Origin of the sequence: Rhizobacter sp. LjRoot28, assembly GCF_964253025.1 — a bacterium.
Taxonomy (GTDB): Bacteria; Pseudomonadota; Gammaproteobacteria; order Burkholderiales; family Burkholderiaceae_C; genus Rhizobacter.
The window spans coordinates 1,166,821-1,183,696 of sequence record NZ_CAXUQC020000001.1 but is presented as its reverse complement, the minus strand read 5'-3'; the positions used below and the strand labels follow the sequence as shown (position 1 = coordinate 1,183,696).

Sequence of the window (16,876 nt, the reverse complement as noted above, 5' to 3'; positions counted from 1 at the left end):
TCCGAGCGCAGCCCAGAACCGATCACCCCACCGGCAGCACGCGGGCCTGCACCATGCGGGCGGGCCAGGCGAAGTGCCCACCGCCGAGGTGGTGCAGGGTATGAAGCTCGGAGTTGTCGTCCCGGAAGGACCAGTGCCCCTCATCGAACACCCGCGCATCCGCCTGGGCCGACACCACTTCCCCGAAACAGGTGTCGTAGGCGTCCTCGGTGTGCCGCTCGGGGATGAGCCGGCACTCCAGCCAGGCGACGCAGCCGCCGATCAGCGGCAGGCCCAGCACCGGACCGTCGAAGGCGTCGATGCGGTACCGCTCGAACTTGTCACCGCCAGCGCTTGCAGCCAGCTCGGCACCGCCCACGCTTCCCACGGTGTACGTCAGGTCCAGCACCTGGTGGCACGGAATGCTGAGGGTGAAGCCCCCGCTGGCCGTGACCAGTTCGCGGGTCAGCGTGCGCTTGTCGATCACGACCGCCACACGGGGCGGGTCGAACTCCACCGGCATCGACCAGGCCGCGGCCATCACGTTGCGCAGCCCGCCATGGGCACTGCCCACGAGCACCGTCGGGCCGTGGTTGAGGAGTCGGCAGGCATGGGGCAGGGCAACGGGTTTGATCATGCGACGAGTCTAGTGCCCTCCTCTGCGCGCCGGCCAATCCCGACCTGGCGGCGGTGATCACGGCCGCACATTGCGTCCGGGAGGCGCCCGCCTCAGTTCGCCACGAACTCCGCCTTCCAGGTGCCGCCGACCCAGTTCAGCACGCTTCCCCCACGCGTCAGGCAGAACTGATGGCTGCGCTGCGCGTTGCGCAGCGGTCGCATGCAGCCCGCCGGGGCGGTATGGTCCACCGTCCACGTATTCCGGCCGGCGTCGTAGCGCATGAATTCGAGTTCGGAGGTGAACATGCCGCCCCGAGTCCAGCGTGTCGCGTGGCCTTCGGTCGGCGACTCGAACTGCATGTCGTACACCGGGTACGGCGGGTTATCGATCTGCTGCCAGGTCGAGCCCTGGTCTGTCGAGAGGTACGCTTTGGTCAAGGCGCCGCCCGGAGCGATGGCGGAGATCACCGAGCGATCCGGGGCCACATGGAGCCAGAGCAAGGCCGGCGTCTTCGGCGTGGCGACCGAGAGGCTCTGCAGGTCGATCTGCAGCGGCTGAGCGTCGAACCCGTACACGAAATAGGTCTTCACGCCCGCTTCACCGCGGCCGTGCTGGCCATTGACGATGTGGGGCTGAAAGCCCTGGTCGTGGCGGTGGAGGAGCTTCAACCCTGACAAATCCTCGTTGGTGGTGGTGTGCACCTCGTACCACAGCACCTTCGGCGAGGGCAAGGCAACGGTGCCGGGCTTCACCTCGGCAGCGATGATGAACCACCGCGCGCCGACGCGGTCAATGTCCAGGATGGTGCGCTGCGCGCCGAGCGACGCGAGCTTCCGGCGCGATCCGCCGTCCCGCGAAACGGCCAGGATCTCACCCCGATCCGTCCCCACCACGAGCTGCTCCCCATCCGCTTCAACGGCCGTGATGGCTTGGAGCGTTCCGACATCGACGCTCGACCACTCCCCCGTCGCCGACCGCTTGCGCACCTGGCCGAAGGCAGCGCCCCAGTAGACGTTGCCGTCACGGTCCGCGCCCACCTCGTCGGTTCCCGGGGCCGCGGCCGTGCGGGCGAGACGCAGCAGTTCCTCATTCGTCGAAGCAGCTTTTAAGCGCGCATTGATGGGCGCACTGTTCATGTGGCGCTCGTGGGCGACGAGGATCTGGCCGATCAGACCCTTGTCACTTGAGGGTGCCGGCACGTGACTGGCCCGCGGGGGTGATGCAGGCTGCCACACCAGGGGATCGCGCTGCGTGAGATGAGGCGCCAGTGCCGCCACGGCCTGGGCGCGCGAAGCCGCCACCTCGGGGTGCTGAACGATGGCAGTGCCGAGTTCATCGTCGCCGAAATGGATGGGCAGGATGGCGCCCAGGTCGGTGATGCGACCGGACTCCACCACCACCACATCGAAGGCGCCACCGGCTCGGCTCTTGAACGATGGCAGCTCATAGGTGCCGGCGGGAACCCACAGTCCATGGGCGTTGGGGCCGTGCGCCTCGGTGCGCCGGAGCTTGTACTCGGCCCGCGTGGCGGGATTGCGCAACACCGTCGTGTCTGCAAGCCCTGGCAGCGTGTCGATGGGACCCATGATCGGAAACTGCGCCTGCACGAAGCCGTGCGTGCGGGACAGCCGGCTGGCATCCTGTGGTTCGATCGGCGCCGAGGCGCATCCCGCCAAGCACGCCAATGCGGCACTGGCCGCAAGCCATTGAATCTTCATCGGCCCCTCCCGGACACTGTTGTAATTGGAACCGGATTCTGCCAGTTCCAAGCGCCTGGGGGCGCGGTGTTGCGTCCGTGCGGAACATGCACGCGTCGCGGGCCGCCTCGAGCGCGAACGTGGGTCCGTGGCTCGCAGACATGGGCTGGTCGGCCCGGAGCGAGGGTCCATCGCAATGCCATGCGTGTCGAGCACGGTACGGCTTCGTGCCACGCAAGTCAGAGCGACAATCCGCCGGTGGACTACCTCAGCTTCGACCTCAGCGACACCGACGACGGCATCGTCACCCTGGAAGCCATGGCCGCCACCGAGCCGGCTCGGCACGCGGCCGTCATGGCGGAGGTGGCGCAGGTGCTGGACTGGGCGCGGCGACATTTCCCTCACACGCACGGGCCCGCCGACGAAGGCATGGACTGGGACGACGACCTGCAGGTGAGCGTGGACGGGCCGTGGCAGGTGGTGACGCTGACCTTGACCGGATCGGCGCGCTTCGTCGAGGCGCTCATGCGGGCATTCCCGGCCGCCTTTCCTCAATAGCCGCGCGCCTTGGCATAGGCGGCACGTTGTGCCGCAGTCAGCAACGCAGCCATCTGCAGGTGGTAGCGCAGGTGCGACGCCCGAAGCCGGGCGTGTGCCGCGCCGGCCCGGGCCGTGGCGTCGTCCACCGACGCCGCGTCAGCCGCTCCTCCGGCGAACAACGCGTCCAGCCGGCACTCGGCCCCGATGACGTCCTCGGCCAGGCGAATGGCCTCGGCCTGCATGCGGTCGAACAGGACTTGCGTGTGCGCCCGCTGCTGCGGCGTCAGCGCCAAGGCCTCCGCGTGCTCCAGGACATGGGCGGGACCGGGGTAGCCGTTCAGCTCCGCGGCAAGTGCCAGCGACATGCCCTTGCCGGACCGCAGGTCGGCCAGTTGCCGGTCGCCCAGCGCCTTGATCTCGCGCTGCTGCAAACCGGCATAGGGCGCGGAGGCCGCATCGGGTTGCGAGTGGATGCCGTGGTGTCCGTGCCTGTCGCTCTGCCCGTGCGGCAGCGGCGCGACTGACGGACCGGAATGGGCCGGGCGAACGGGAACCTCATCGGGGCGATGGCTGGCCGACGACACGGGAGCCGAGGCGGCGAGAGCAGGCATGAGCAGAAGCAGGCAGGCGAGTTTCATGGCGGCGGGTCAGTGATGGAGCCGCGATCATGGGCCGCCACGCCCGCACGCTCCTATGATCGCGGTCACATGGCCGCCCCGTCCCGCATCGATCCCCTGCCCCACCCGCTGCCCCTGGTGCAGTTGCTGCCGGCCGACCTGCTGGCAGCCTGTACGCGCAGCACGGTGGCACGCGGGCACCATCTGTTCGTCGGCGGTGAACGTCCGTCCGCCATGCACTACCTGGAAGAAGGCGAGATCGTGCTGCAACGCGTGAGCGAAGCGGGCGACCCGCTCGTGATGCGCCGCCTGCGATCCGGCTTCATCGCCGAGGCCAGCCTGCAAGCGAGCCGCTACCACTGCGATGCCATTGCGACCGCGCCGTCTCGCGTCGCAAGCGTGCCCGTCGACACGCTGGCCGAGGCGCTGCAGACGGATGCCGCCTTCGCGATGCGCTGGATCGGCATGCTGAGCGGTGAAGTGCGCCGCCTGCGCATGCAGTGTGAGCGACTGTCCCTCAAGGGCGTGACCGAGCGACTCATGCACCTCTTCGACACCGACGCCCATGACGGCCGGCTTGCCGTACCGGCGGGACTCAAGTCCCTGGCGAGTGAACTCGGCGTGACGCACGAGGCGCTGTACCGAACGCTCGCGCGCCTGGAGCAGGAAGGCCGCGTGAGTCGGCAGGCGGGTGCGCTGGTGCGCGCCCCCGGCCGCTGATCCGGCGACGTCGGCGCACCCACCCGCCGACACGCCGCGGTGCAACATGCAGGCGTTCCCCCCGAACGAGCCGAGCCCCAGGTGCCTCCCTGCGCAAGCCCTGCTGGCAACAGGCGCAATGCGCCCGCCGTGCACCGGCTCGCTACCATTCCCCGATGTGCACGGCCGACCTCGGCCAACCCCACCGGAGACTGTCATGGAAACCCAGGAACTGCACCGCGGCCGCCTGATCGACCACATCCAGCTCGTCGTGCGCGACCTGCCGGCGAGCCAGCGCTTCTACGAGGCGATCTTCAAGGTGCTCGGCATCCCGGTCGTCGGCGCTGCAGGCGACTACTTCTACGCCGATGAGCTCTTCGTCTCCACGGCCGAGAGCGAGGCCGCCCAGGGCCATCTCACCGGTCGCCACCACCTGGCCTTCCAGGCGGCGGATCCGGCCATGGTCGACGCCTTCCATGCAGCAGCCCTGAATGCGGGCGGGCGCAACAACGGCGCCCCGGGCGAGCGCCCTTACCACCCCGGGTACTACGCCGCCTTCGTGCTCGATCCGGACGGGAACAACATCGAGGCCGTCTTCCACGGGCCGGCCAAGCGCAGTGCGCCGTCGGTGAAGATCACCTTCTGAAGCAGCCCCGCGAACGCTCGGTCCGCATGACGCGCGGACGGCCGAGCCGATGGTCCGCTACCCGGGCTGCGCACGCCGAGGCTTAGCGACGGCCCCCGGCCGTCAGTCGATCAAGCGCAGCTCACGGCCCCGCGCCACCGCCCCGGTGCGGTTGCTCGCGTCCAGCTTCGTGAACACATTGCGCAGGTGCCACTTGATGGTGTTGAGCGTGATGCCCGAGCAGCGGCTGATGGCCTTGTTGCACATGCCCTTGGCCAGCAGGCCGAGGATCTCGAGTTCGCGCTCGGTGAGCGGCTCGCGCGCCGGAACCACGGCCGCCACCGGGAGCGGCCGCGCCATGATGCGGCCCGCGCTGAGTCCCGAGGCGAGCGAGGCGCTGGCGCCCGGCACGAGCCCCAGCCACTCGTTGAAGTGGCGGCTGCGCGGGATGTGGCGCAGCTTGCCCGAGTTGATGGCGGCGCGCAGGAAGGTGGAGAAGCGCGGCACCTCGTCGAAGATGGTGCGTGAGAAGCTCAATTGCTGGCTGGGCGCGAGCGTCTGGTTGAGCACCTCGAAGGCCGTCTTCTCGTGCCCGGCCTGCCAATGGCACATGGCAAGGGCCATGTCGAAGGAGGCCCGCCGCGCCACGCGGCCGGCATCCTCGGCGCTCTCCCGCAGCACCTCCAGCATGGTGCGGGCCGCTTCGCAGTCGCCCTGCTGCATGGACAGCAAGGCCGTGGCAAAGCCGTAGCGCCCCCACGACTCGTCGTAGCGACGCACGCTCCACCATTCGCCGTGGCGAGCGCGGTCGGCGAGCGAGAACTCGTCCGCCGTCGCCGTAGCGCGCACGAGGTCGTTCTGGTCGAGGTTGAGGCGAACCTTCTCGAAGCAGATCTCGGCCAGGTAGCGCGGGTGGCCGGCATCTTCGAGCACGCTGTGGGCGTAGTCGAGCAACTGCACGGCCTCGCCCGGCTTGTGCTCCAGGGCCTTCAGGCGCGCGAGCACGATGTACGCCGCGGAGAAGACCCACAGCGTGGACGTGAGGGTGACGTGCGGCAGCACCTCGGCGAGCAAGGCACGCGCGTCTGCCAGGCGACCGCGCTCGTAGCGCAGGCAGGCCAGCGTGACGGCCGCATTGACCCAGGCGGGACTGCGCGGTCCGGACCTGAGCGCCGCGTAGTTGCGCTCGCAGGCCAGTGCCGCCGACTTGAGGTTGCCCTGCTGGAAATCCGCCGCGCAGATGAGCGTCTCCGCATGGCTGACCAGGTAGGCGCTCGCGCATCGGTGGCCGATCTCGCGGGCGCGCATGGCCATGCGCCGCGCTGCATCGAACTGGTTGCAACGCAGCAGCGTGGAGGTGCGCGCCACGACGAGGATGCCGGCGAAGAACTCCTCCGGCTTGCCTTCGCCGCGAGGTCCGATGACATCGGCCTCCTGTTCGCCGAAGGGTTCGCCATTGATGAGGCGGCCCAGCACGCGCAGGCGGTAGCGATCGACCTCGCTCGCTTGGGAAGGCGCGCCGCCGTCCACCCGCTCCGCGCGCTCCGTGGCGAGCCGAAGCACCGCACAGGCCTCGGTCATGCGGTGCGACATCATCAGGCTCAGGATGTGCGCGCAGCAGATGTCGCCATGCGCGAGGATCTCGTCCTGGGTGAGCTGGGCGCACCAGCGCAGCACCTCCAGCGGCTGGCCGTCGTTGGTCCAGGCCACCGCGCAGCGCGCCATCACCTGCAGGCACCAGGGTCGGTGCTGGGCGGCGAAGGCGTGCGGCAGCGCGTCCTGGGGCAGGCCCTCTGCGTCGAACCAGCGGCTGGCGGCCAAGTGCAGGCGGGCGATCATCTCGGCGTTCTCGCGCTGCAGGCGGTCACGCAGGTAGTCGAGGAACAGCGGGTTGTAGCGGTACCAGCGGCGGTGGTGGTCGAGCGGCTGGACGAAGAGCTGCGCGCGCACCATGCGATCGATCAGCGCGTCGCCATGCGAGATGCCGAGCAGCGCATTGCAGAGCGCTCCGCTCAGGCGATCGACCACCGAGGTCGCCGTCAGGAAGCGCCGCACCTCGCCGGGCTGCCGGTCGAACACTTCATCACCAAAGTACTGGGCCACCCGATGGTGTGAGCCGTTGAACCTGGCGAGCGGCTCGCCGTCGGCGCTCGCCTTGTCGGTGGACTGGATGGCGAACTTCACCCCCCCGCACCAGCCATCGGTGGACTTCAGAATGAAGGCGATGTCGGTGTCCGACCAGGTTTGCCCCGTGAGCCGCACGCCCAGCTCACCGATCTCGGCCGCCGAGAAGCCGAGGTCATTCGCGCCGATGACGACGCACTGGTCCTGCAGCTGCAGGCGGCTGACGGGAAAGCCCGGCATGCACCGACTCGCAACCATCCAGCGCACCTGCTGCGGCCCGTGCTGCACCAGGTGATCGACCATGCGCAGCAGGAGCGGGTCGTCGATCGCATCGAAGCCGTCGAGGACGATGGTGACGGCCTGCGCGGCTGCTCCCACTTGCGCCGCCAGCCAGTCCAGGGCCTCGGCCTGGCTGGCCGGGCATGCGCAGGGCGAGTCGCACGCGCCCACGGCCGCGGACGATGCAACCGGCAGGGCCTCACGCAGCGCGCGATGCAACGCAAGGAAGAAGCCTGCGGGCTCGCAGGTGTCGTCGCTCAGCGTGAGGCATGCCACGGGGCGACGACCGCTGACGATCGATTGCCATTGCGCGAGCAACGTCGACTTGCCGGACCCGGCCGGTGCGACGAGCGCCACGAGCCGTGCCGAGGACGCGTGCTCCAGCCGGGTCAGCAAGGCCTCGCGCACCACGAGCGAGGGCACGCCCGGGAACTGGCGGCGCGCGGACGGGTGCTCGGCAGGGACGGGTGCGGACTGCACCCCGGTGCCGCGCGGAAGACTCGATTCTGGCGGGAGCAACTGCCCGATGACTGCCGACTTCAATGGACCCGTCCTTTCCTCATCAGCTTCGAACCCGGTCGCGCAAGCGTCGACGCCGGCGCAGTCTAGAACGGGGTTTGCACGTCGCCAAGTAGGGGCGTCACCGGGGTTCCCCTGGTAAACCAGCCCACCCTTATGAACGTTGCCTCGCGTCCTAAGCGAGACCTACCATGCCGCTCCTTTCATGCCGGACGCTCATCGCGTCACAAGAGCATCGGACCTCGGGGAGCACATGTTCATCGGTTCACCGGACCTCAGGAGACATCACCCATGACAGGCACTCGCAACCTCGCCCACTGGCCGCGGAGGCTGTTGGCACTGCTGGCGGTTCCCGCCCTGCTGTGGGCCGCTTCGCCGGCACAAGCCGAGATCACCTTCGACAGCGGACCGGTGAGGCCCGTCGCGATGTCGCCCGACGGAAAGCGGCTGTACGCCGTCAACACACCGAACAACACGCTCGAGATCTTCGATCTCGGCAGCGGCGGCATCACGCCCGCCGGCCGCGTCACCGTCGGCCTCGAACCCGTGGCCGTCGCGGTGCGCAACAACGGCGAGGTGTGGGTGGTGAACCATCTCTCCGACAGCGTCAGCGTGGTGGCGGTGAACGGCGTCCCGCGCGTCACCCGCACGCTGCTGGTCGGCGATGAGCCGCGTGACATCGTCTTCGCCGGCAGCGCGCAACGCGCCTTCATCACCACGGCCCACCGTGGCCAGCACCGCACGCACCCCTCGCTCGCGCTGGTGCCCGGTGCAGGCGATCCGCAACTCACCTCCCCTGGCGTCGGCCGCGCGGACGTGTGGGTGTTCGACCCGAACGCGCTCGGACTCTCGGTCGGCGGCACGCCGCTGCGCATCATGACCTTCTTCGCGGACACACCGCGGGCACTGGCCGTGAGCCCGGACCGGAACACGGTCTACGTCGCCGCATTCAAGTCGGGCAACCAGACGACCGTCGTGGCGCCCGACTACATCTGCCCCGACTTCGCCACCACGCCCTGCGTGCGCGAGGGCGTCACCGTGCCCGGCGGCCTGCCCGGCCCGGCCACCAACTACGAAGGCAAGCGCGCACCCGACGTCGGCCTCATCGTCAAGTACGACAACGCCAGCAAGAAGTGGCTCGACACGCTGGGACGCGACTGGAGCATGGCCGTCGGCTTCGACATGCCGGACCTGGACGTGTTCTCGGTGGACGCCAACCGGCTGACGCAGAAGTCCGCCACCGCGCACGTCGGCACGACGCTGTTCAACATGGTGGCGAACCCGGCCACCGGCAAGCTGTACGTCTCGAACAATGAGTCGATGAACCACATCCGCTTCGAAGGCCCGGGCAGCTTCGGCGGCAGCACCGTCCAAGGGCAGATCGCCAAGACGCGGATCACCATCGTGCAGGGCACGAACGCCGTGCCGCGCCACCTCAACAAGCACATCGACTACCGCAAGCTCGCGGGCCAGGCCGGCTTCGACCCGACGGTGCGGGATCACAGCCTGTCGACCCCACTCGACATGGTGGTCACCCGCGATGGCAAGACGCTCTACGTCGCCGCCTTCGGCTCGAGCAAGATCGGCGTGTTCGACACCGCGTCACTCGAGAACGACACCTTCAATCCGCGCACGCAAAGCGCGAAGTACATCACCGTGAGCGGCGGTGGCCCGAGCGGCCTGGTGCTCGACGAGGCGCGCAACCGGCTCTACGTGACGACGCGCTTCGACAACGCGGTGAAGGTGATCGACCTGGCTCAGCGCACGGAACTGGCCCGCGTCGCGATGCCGAACCCCGAGCCGCAGAGCATCATCCTCGGCCGCCCGATGCTGTACGACGCCAGCAAGACATCGGCCAACGGCGAGTCGGCCTGCTCGGCCTGCCACACCTTCGGCGGCAAGGATGATCTGGCCTGGGACCTGGGGGACCCGGACGCCAAGGTCGAGAAGAGCCCTATTCCCTCGAACCTCAATCCGCAGATCGGCAGCTTCGCCTTCCGCATCAAGAACCTGAACGGCACGAACGTCTCGGACGATTTCCATCCGATGAAGGGACCGATGACCACCCAGACGCTCGCCGGCCTCACCAACAGCGGCGCCATGCACTGGCGCGGCGACCGCTCGAACGGCTTCTTCGGCGTCGACGGCTACATCGGCTCGCCCGACAACACGCTCAAGCGTGCCGCCTATGGCGACAACGAAGCGCACAGCTTCAAGAACTTCATCGTCGCGCTGGGGGGTTTGCTCGGCAAGCCCACGCCGCCGACCGGTCCGACAGCCGAAGACGTCGACATCATGGAGCGGTTCACCAGCTTCCAGCTCCAAGTGCAGCTGCCCCCGAACCCGGTGCGAGCGCTCGACAATTCGCTGACCGCCGCGCAGCAGCGCGGACGGGACCTCTACTTCGGGCCGAAGAACCCCGACGGCACGGTGCGGCCCTTCGATGGCCTGCCGGGGCTGCAGCCGCAGTCCGACGCGAACGGTGGCGGCAAGACCTCGTTCACCTGCGAGGGCTGCCATCGCATCAATGCCAGCGAAGGTCGCTTCGGCACCCAGGGGGAGTCCAACTTCGAAGGCGGTCCGCAGATCCTCAAGGTGCCGCAGCTGCGCGACCTCTACACCAAGGTCGGCATGTTCGGCACGCGGCAGCTCGCGACGGTCCGCATTCCCGGCGCGCCGCACCAGGGCCAGCAGATCCGCGGCTTCGGCTTCATCCACGACGGCACCATCGACACCCTCTTCCGCTTCGTCAACCTGTTCCAGTTCAACGATCCGCAGATCCAGTTCGAGCGCATGCACAAGGGCACGCCGACCGAGGCCACCGCGATGGCCTACATGGCCAGCAGCTTCGGCAAGATGGGCTTCCCCTACGAGGACGCCAAGGCGGTTCCGATGCAGCGTGACATGGAGCAGTTCCTGCTGGCCTTCGACACCGACCTGGCGCCGATCGTCGGCCAGCAGGTGACCTTCAGTGCCCAGACCGCATTCAGCGCCGGCCCGCGCATCGACCTGCTCAAGGCCCGTGCGGCCGCGCCCTTCACGTCGAAGGTGCTGGGAGGGGCCGCGAAGGAATGCGAGCTGGTGGCCAAGGCCACGACGGCCAGCGGCCAGGCGGGCTACCTCTACCTGCCGGCCACCGGCCAGTTCAGGGCGGCCTCCGGCAACACGGTGAGCGACAACCAGCTGCGCCTGGCCGCGCTCGGCACGGGGCGCGAGGTGACCTACACCTGCGCCGTCCCCGGCACGGGAAGCCGCATGGCCTTCGGAGGCTGAGATCGAGGGGGCGCCGGCCGGGTCCGGCGTCCCCAGACCCACCACGCAGGGATGGCGGGCCGCGACAGCCCGCCACGTTCCGAGCGGCAGCCTCCTCGCGGCACCGCCCCTGCCAACCCGCTGATCGCCTGACCTAGGTCCGGGCCCCTCCCGGCCGTGTCGCCAGCAGTTTTGAGGAGACGACATGGAACTCTCGAACGTCGATGCCTCGCGCATCCTCTTCGGATTCACCGCGGCCTATCACTTTCTCTTCGTCCCCGTGACGATCGGCTTGATGGCCCTGATCGCCGTCTTCGAGGGATGGGCCCTGTTCACCGGGCGGCCTGCGTTGCGCCAGGCCGCCCGCTTCCTGGCGTGGCCCTTTCTCATCAACTTCATCTGTGGCGTGTTCACCGGCTACCCGCTGCGCACGCAGATCGAACTGCACTGGGCCGGCTACGCGGGCGTGGTGCGCGACGTGGTCGGCTCGGTGTTCGCCTTCGAGGCGCAGGTGGCCCCGTGGCTCTTCTCGCTGGTGGCGGTGTTCTTCCTGGGCTGGCACCTGAAGCCGGTCTGCCACTGGCTCGTGAGCACCGCGCTCGCCGTGATGCTCGTGGTGCAGTCGAGCGCCATCCTGATGATCAATGCCTGGATGCAGCTGCCGGTGGGCACCACCTTCGCCGGTGAGGCGGCACGCGTGGACGGCCTGATGGACCTGGCTGACAACCCACTGCTGGTGCCCAAGATCCTTCACACCATCGGCGGCGCCTGGGTGCTGGGCGGGATGATCGCGGTGTCGGTGAGCGCCTGGTACCTGCTGCGCCAACGTCACGTGGCCATGGCGCGCGCCAGCCTCAAGGCGGGTAGCGCCTTCACCTTGTTCTCGCTGCTGCTGACGGGGGCAGCCGGCCACTGGAGTGGCGAACGCCTGGTGCGCTATCAGCCGATGAAGTTCGCCGCAATCGAGGCGTTGTGGGAGCGACCTTCAGCGGGTGCCGAGCTGCTGCTCTTCGCCCTGCCCGACCAGGGACGCGAGGCCAACCCGTTCGCACTCGGCTTGCCGGGCGGGTTGGACTGGATCGTCAGCGACGGTTCCGGCCCCGTGCGCGGCCTGCGCGAGCTTCGCGAGGACACGGTCAATGCCATCCGCCTGCAACTCGACGACGGGCCGACGCCTGCCGGCCGGCTGGCGCTGGGATACGCCACCCTGCTGCCGGAAGCCGGCCGGGGCGATCGCCCGGGCGAGGCCGAGATCGAGGAGGCCGCGCAGCGCGCCATGCCGAACGTGGCCACCGTGTTCTGGTCGTTCCGGGTGATGCTCTTCGCGTTCGCCGCGATGCTGGCGCTGGTGCTGCTGCTGCTCTGGCGCCGCCCGGAACCCGACCGGCCGGGCGGGCGGCGGTTGTTGCGCGCCGCCGTTCTCGCCCTGCCACTGCCGTGGTTGGCCATCGAGGCCGGCTGGATGGTGTGCGAGGCCGGGCGCCAGCCGTGGACGATCACCGGGGTGCTGGCCACGCGGGCGAGTGTCGGCACCGTGCCGGCCAGCGAGGCCCTGGCGCACCTGCTGCTGGCCCTGGTGCTGGGGGCCCTGCTGCTGGTGGTAAGCGTGAAGCTGCACCTCGCCCACCTGCGCCGCGGCCCGGCGCCAGAGCGCCAGCAAGCTACCGAGCCGGAGTGGGCGGCCGACAGGCGCCGTCCGCCGCGCCTGAGCCCGGAAGCGCGCCGGTCGTGAAGGGTCGCGGCTGCCGGGCCCGGCACTCACCGGCGCCATGCGCTCGCGCTCAGCGGCCTGCCGCCTGTCGGGCAGCCTCCACGGCGCGTGCGTGATCGGCCGGCAACAGGAAGCCCGCGGCAAGCGCACGGTCAGCCGCGGCCACGTACTGCCGCAGGTACTCCTCCGGCGTCGGGTACAGGCGCGCCCGCTTGGCAGCGTCGAAGGGTTCGGTGCTGCCGCTGGTGATGCAGGCGAACAGGTCGAGGAATTCGGTCGAACCCGTGGTGCTGTTGTCGATGCCATAGGTGGCCACCGGCACGTCGATCTCGGGCAGGCGCACGCCGCCGAGCGCATTGCCGTGAGCATCGCGCTGGATGCGCCGCAGCAGTGAACTGCGCTGGATGCGCGCACCGAGGGGCGGCGGCGTGCCGATGGTGGCCCATCGCACGAGATGGCTGTAGGCGGCGTTCTGCACGCGGTAGAACGGCATGCTGTTGGCGGGCTTCTCGCAGCTGGCCGGCTCGCGCGTGCTCACGGCGTAGATGCCGTCGAGCATGTACTGGTCGGAGTGGGACGACCCGGCCACTTCCCAGTACCGGATCTTCGCGGTGTCGACCGCCTTGGAGGTATCGGGCTGGGCATCGACGTCCATCTCGGACTGCAACTGGAACACCGGCTCCTGCAAGTCGTTGCGGATGACGGTGCTGGACGGCACGCCGCGGTAGTCGCCGGAGGAGAGCTTGGCGCCGGAGTTGCCGCGTCCATGGATCATGAAGCCGTCGATCACCCGGTCGCGCGGATGGATGGCGTTCACGTACGTGACGAGGCGGATCGCCGACTGCGAGTGGCCGGTGGCGAACACCTTCTTCGGCACCATGCCGTTGAGCAGCACGCCGCTCTGGTCGCGCACGGCCTTCGCCGCCTGCGACAGGATGTCATACGAGATGTCGTCGTTCGGCAGGTTGCCGGCGGCATAGCGCGACGGGTTCTTTTCCTTCAGGCCGTTCATGCCCACGCGCTGGTTGGTGAGGCCCACATAGGCATAGCCGGCACGCAGAAACTCCTCCTTGCCCATCGCCCAATCGACGTCGAGGATGTAGCCGGAACTCACGTTCAACCATTCGACGATCACCATGCCGTTGAAGCGCGCGGGATCGGCCGGCCGCCGCACCAGCATGACGGTCTGGTACGGGGTGCTGGTCGATGCGACGGTCGCGCTCCATTTGCCATCGGAGCGCAGGGTCGAGGCAGCGCGGTAGGTCTTCGCGAGCCCGGAGATCCAGAACTCCTGGTCGGTGTAGCCGGAGGCCGTGAGCTGCGCGCCGCGATCGAGGAAGTGGCCCGCAGGAGCCGGTTGAATCGCGGCCTGGGCGACCTGGGCGCGGGCGCCATGGAGGCCGCCGCACAGCAGCACCAGGGCCACGACGGTCCGCCAGCCAGGCAGCGGCGCAAGCGAGCGCAGAAAAGGTAGCAGCATGGTTTGTCTCCTGTTGTTTGAACCTTTTGGGCGCGCCTGGACACCGCGACGCGCGACGCGCGCCGTGGCCCCGTCCAGGCACCGCCCGATTCTGGCGAGCCTCCACTCCGGCGACATCGGGGAAACAAACCACGCCATCCGTACAAGCCCCTGCGGCAGTCCCGCCTTTCAGCGCAGGTCAAGCGGGAGGATCGCCGCCGCTCAGGACCGCGCCGTGCCCGGCGGATGCTGCGCGGAATCCGCGGTGCACGGCGGCCACGGCAGCGGGTCGATGCTGACCTCCTCGCCCGAGAACGCCCGTTGGGGCGGGAAGCCGAAGTGCTGCTTCCAGAGCTTGGAGAAGTGGGCCGAGTCGGCGAAGCCGGCCACCGCCGCCACCTCGGTCAGCGTGACCCCGCGCCGAAGGTAGGCTGCCGCCGCCTGCAGCTTCAGGGTCTGGGCGTACTTGCGCAACGACAAGCCGAGCTCCCGACGAAAGAGATGCACGAGCCAGTCGGGCGAGAGGTGCACCGCCTCCGCGAGCGAGCGGAGGTCCTGCCCGGGCGCCGCCCGCAGCAGCCGCATCACCTCGCGCACGCGGGCGTCGACGGGCGCCGTGGGCGGAAGCTGCGCGGCGGCCCGCTCCACCAGTCGGCCGTACAGGGCATCGGCCGCCGACGAGGTCAGGCGATGTTCACGGAAGTCCCGAAGCGCGGCGTTCTCTTCATCGAACGCACTGCGCGACCATGCCGCCACCCCCTGACCGCCCCGGGCGAAGGTGGCGAACGATCGATGCGTCGGCGCGATGTCCACGCAGGCCAACGGCGCGCCCCGGCCATCGATGTGCTTGCGCTGGTCCGGGCCGATCAGCGCGGCCCTTGCCCGAAGCTGCACGTCACCCGCCTCCACGTGAAAAGGCTCCGGCGACAGGGCCAGGTAGAGCATCGCCGAATGCCGATGGCTTGCCACCCGCGCCATGGCGCCCGCATAGAGGAACCCGTGACGCAGGATGTGCATGCGTCCACACGGCGGAGCGGCACGAACGGGAGAGCGCCGGCCGCCAGCGACCGGAAGGGTGAGTTGGGCGTCCATGGCTGGGATTCTTGCGCGAGGGCCGCGCCGGACAAACTGGCATCGTCGCCCTCGGGGCCGACCGTCGCTTGTACGATACGGTCGAATGCATCCGGGAATACCCGGTTGTTCGCGTGTGTCCAAAGGACGGCCGGCGGGCATCGACGAGCCCACTGGCACGACGTGGCATGGATCGCGTCAGGGCGGGGCACCGCGTTGCCCGCCGGCCGGCTCAGCCGGCGAACCGGTCCCGCCCCTCGGCTTTGGCCCGGTAGAGCGCCTCGTCCGCCCGCCGCAGCAGCTCGGCGGGCTCGCCGCCGTCGGCGGGCTCATGGGCGGCCACGCCGATGCTGCAAGTGACGCTCACCTCATCGTCACCGTCGCGCATGCGCAGCTCGCGCACGCGCTGAAGCAGGCGCGTCGCCGTGACCAACGCGCCCGCCCGATCGGTCTCGGGCAGGAGCACGACGAACTCCTCGCCGCCGTAGCGGAAAGCCTGGTCACTCGCCGTGCGCATGGCGCCCCGCAGCGTGCTTGCGACAGCCTTCAGGCATTCATCGCCGAAGGGATGGCCGCGGGTGTCGTTGAGCCGCTTGAAGTGGTCGAGGTCGACCATCAGCAGGGCGAGGCACGAGCGATCCGCGGCAGCGCGCACCCAGGCCTGCGCAAGTCGGCTGTCGAACGCCATGCGATTGGGGATGCCGGTCAATCCGTCGGTTCGGCTGGCCTCCTCCATCTGCCGGGCCCGCTCCTCCGCGCCGAGCCGGCCCACCACGGCCGCCCAGTAGTCGGCCTGCACGAGCCCGCTCACCGTGAAGGCATAGAAGAGCAGCGCCGGGTAGAGGATCAACAGCATCAGGTTGCGCTGAGAGGTCTCGGCGAACGCGACGAGGGCCATCGGCACCAGCAGCGAGGCCGCATACGAGTAGCGCAGCGCATTGTTGATGCCCATGCCCATGGTGCCCGCCGCCGCCATGCTCACCGCCATGGCGAGCATCATCCACCAGACGTCCGTGCCCCAGGGGGCGTTCATCGTGACGCCCGCCAACCATCCCCAATAGGCACCGTTGACCAGCACCACGATCGAGAACACGGCATTGGACCGGATCGGGTCACGCTCCACCATGGCGGGCAACCGGCGTTGCACCGCGAACCGAACGAGGGCCAGCACCAGCAGCACGACGGCATGGGCGGCCACCACCCGGCCCGCGTCGTGCCACACGCCCGCGACCGTGCAGACCGACAGCCACATCACCAGGTAGACGGGGATTCCGCTGCGTGTGCGCGCGCACGTGTCGAGGATGCACTGCACCGAGAGCACCTGGCGACGCGCCTCCGTCACGAAGGGCGCCGATGGCGGCAGCGGATCGAAACAGCGCCGCGCGACGGCGCGAAGGAGGTTCAGGCCAGGCATGGTCAAGCAGACGGGACAGGACTTGCAGTGTCGCTCAGCCACCGGGTGCCGGCCAGGCGAATCACCCCGAGGCGCGCCCCACCTTGGGGAGCGCCCGCACCGGCAAGAAGCACGGGCGGGCCCGGGCGGCGCCCGTCGATGCACCGAACGGATGACTTGCCGGGCGTCACCGGGCGAAAGGTGGGCCGGCATGAACGTTGCGTAAGGAGGTTCGTCCGTGCGTGACGCTGCCGCGGATTCGAGTCCCTCTCCGCTAACGACGGCGGAACCC

12 protein-coding genes are annotated in these 16,876 nt (G+C 69.2%); 5 read left to right on the top strand and 7 right to left on the bottom strand.

Translation table 11 applies throughout. From position 1 onward, the window contains the following. Nucleotides 1-22: 22 nt before the first annotated feature. Both ACSQ2F_RS05565 and ACSQ2F_RS05560 read right to left on the bottom strand, forming a co-directional pair. Nucleotides 23-616: a flavin reductase family protein gene (locus tag ACSQ2F_RS05565; RefSeq protein ID WP_436020614.1), complete on the bottom strand. Its 594-nt coding sequence runs from the start codon at nt 614-616 to the stop codon at nt 23-25. A gap of 92 nt (nt 617-708) precedes the next feature. Beyond that, on the bottom strand, nt 709-2,316 hold the full coding sequence (locus ACSQ2F_RS05560) for a hypothetical protein (protein WP_436020612.1): 1,608 nt from the start codon (nt 2,314-2,316) through the stop codon (nt 709-711). A gap of 237 nt (nt 2,317-2,553) precedes the next feature. Between ACSQ2F_RS05560 and ACSQ2F_RS05555 the strand changes: the two genes are divergently transcribed. Further along, a complete protein-coding gene (locus ACSQ2F_RS05555; RefSeq protein WP_436020610.1) occupies nt 2,554-2,853 on the top strand; it encodes a hypothetical protein in 300 nt (99 codons plus the stop codon). Here the strand turns inward: ACSQ2F_RS05555 and ACSQ2F_RS05550 are convergent. Further along, nucleotides 2,847-3,473: a hypothetical protein gene (locus tag ACSQ2F_RS05550; RefSeq protein ID WP_436020608.1), complete on the bottom strand. Its 627-nt coding sequence runs from the start codon at nt 3,471-3,473 to the stop codon at nt 2,847-2,849. The two genes, ACSQ2F_RS05555 and ACSQ2F_RS05550, sit on opposite strands and share 7 nt — an antisense overlap. Nucleotides 3,474-3,542: 69 nt before the next feature. On the opposite strand from ACSQ2F_RS05550, the gene ACSQ2F_RS05545 reads away from it, so the two are divergent. Both ACSQ2F_RS05545 and ACSQ2F_RS05540 read left to right on the top strand, forming a co-directional pair. After that, the gene (locus ACSQ2F_RS05545; protein WP_436020606.1) at nt 3,543-4,172 is read left to right on the top strand and encodes a Crp/Fnr family transcriptional regulator; all 630 of its coding nucleotides are present in this window, start codon (nt 3,543-3,545) and stop codon (nt 4,170-4,172) included. Nucleotides 4,173-4,368: 196 nt separating this feature from the next. Further along, nucleotides 4,369-4,797, top strand: coding sequence for a VOC family protein (locus ACSQ2F_RS05540; protein WP_436020604.1), 429 nt, complete (start codon nt 4,369-4,371; stop codon nt 4,795-4,797). A gap of 102 nt (nt 4,798-4,899) precedes the next feature. On the opposite strand, the gene ACSQ2F_RS05535 is transcribed toward ACSQ2F_RS05540, so the two are convergent. After that, entirely contained in the window at nt 4,900-7,722 is a 2,823-nt protein-coding gene (locus ACSQ2F_RS05535) for a LuxR C-terminal-related transcriptional regulator (protein WP_436020602.1), read from the bottom strand. 267 nt (nt 7,723-7,989) lie between these two features. Between ACSQ2F_RS05535 and ACSQ2F_RS05530 the strand changes: the two genes are divergently transcribed. Together ACSQ2F_RS05530 and ACSQ2F_RS05525 are read left to right on the top strand one after the other, a co-directional pair. After that, on the top strand, nt 7,990-10,971 hold the full coding sequence (locus ACSQ2F_RS05530) for a YncE family protein (RefSeq protein WP_436020600.1): 2,982 nt from the start codon (nt 7,990-7,992) through the stop codon (nt 10,969-10,971). A 184-nt stretch (nt 10,972-11,155) separates the two neighbouring features. Next, the gene (locus tag ACSQ2F_RS05525; protein ID WP_436020598.1) at nt 11,156-12,682 is read left to right on the top strand and encodes a cytochrome ubiquinol oxidase subunit I; all 1,527 of its coding nucleotides are present in this window, start codon (nt 11,156-11,158) and stop codon (nt 12,680-12,682) included. A gap of 49 nt (nt 12,683-12,731) precedes the next feature. On the opposite strand, the gene ACSQ2F_RS05520 is transcribed toward ACSQ2F_RS05525, so the two are convergent. From ACSQ2F_RS05520 to ACSQ2F_RS05510, 3 genes are all read right to left on the bottom strand, one after another. Beyond that, nucleotides 12,732-14,141 carry an alpha/beta hydrolase domain-containing protein gene (locus tag ACSQ2F_RS05520; protein ID WP_436020596.1) on the bottom strand — a complete coding sequence of 470 codons (1,410 nt, stop codon included), beginning with the start codon at nt 14,139-14,141 and terminating at the stop codon, nt 12,732-12,734. A 201-nt stretch (nt 14,142-14,342) separates the two neighbouring features. Then, the gene (locus tag ACSQ2F_RS05515) at nt 14,343-15,212 is read right to left on the bottom strand and encodes a helix-turn-helix domain-containing protein (RefSeq protein ID WP_436020594.1); all 870 of its coding nucleotides are present in this window, start codon (nt 15,210-15,212) and stop codon (nt 14,343-14,345) included. A gap of 211 nt (nt 15,213-15,423) precedes the next feature. Then, nucleotides 15,424-16,605 carry a GGDEF domain-containing protein gene (locus ACSQ2F_RS05510; protein ID WP_436020592.1) on the bottom strand — a complete coding sequence of 394 codons (1,182 nt, stop codon included), beginning with the start codon at nt 16,603-16,605 and terminating at the stop codon, nt 15,424-15,426. Nucleotides 16,606-16,876: the final 271 nt, after the last annotated feature.